This window comes from Enterobacter cloacae complex sp. S3, assembly GCF_014930495.1.
Classification (GTDB): domain Bacteria; phylum Pseudomonadota; class Gammaproteobacteria; order Enterobacterales; family Enterobacteriaceae; genus Enterobacter; species Enterobacter asburiae_B.
Window position 1 is genome coordinate 1 of the sequence record NZ_JADBRD010000108.1, and the last position, 584, is coordinate 584.

Annotated in this window: 1 protein-coding gene; it reads right to left on the reverse strand. The window is 31.2% G+C overall.

The window, feature by feature from the left end; translation table 11 throughout:
• On the reverse strand, positions 1 to 528 hold a 528-nt coding region (locus IM317_RS23695; RefSeq protein ID WP_227010986.1), incomplete at its 3' end, for a hypothetical protein.
• Positions 529 to 584 lie beyond the last annotated feature (56 nt).

Consider the following 584-nt stretch of genomic DNA (forward strand, 5'->3'; position numbering starts at 1 on the left):
ACCAGGAATAATAGCATTTACTTTAGACGCAACATACTCTGATAAATTCCGATATCCTGGATAGAGTAAATATCTACCACAATGATAAATCTCCCTACTAAGAAATATTTTCTTATTATTAAACATGCTTTTTGTTTTATTTTTAAGATGATATGAAACCCAAGCATTGTCGTCACCAACAGCATACATAAAAACTTTTTTATTATTTTCAATTAATAGATCGAAAAGCAATTTGTTTAGATTAGAGTTTAGTTGCTCGCAAATAACAGGATTAATAATTTGGACAACATCGAACCCTTTAATACCTTTAATGAATTCAAAGTTTTTCTTCCAAAATTCTTCCCCGTGCATATTAGCATAAATTTTAGCTTTCGACTCAGCAGGAGCAGGGAACCATTTTAAATTAGTCGGGATATTTTTATATCCATCACCATCAGAGAGTAAAGTACAATCTATACCTTTATAATTAAGTATTTGCCAAAGGTTGTAATGCACACTACTATAATCACCCAGCAAAAGAACTCTCATGCCTTACTTTCTCCCTCATCGAAAGTGATTTTCTTTAGAATAACTCTCATACATAT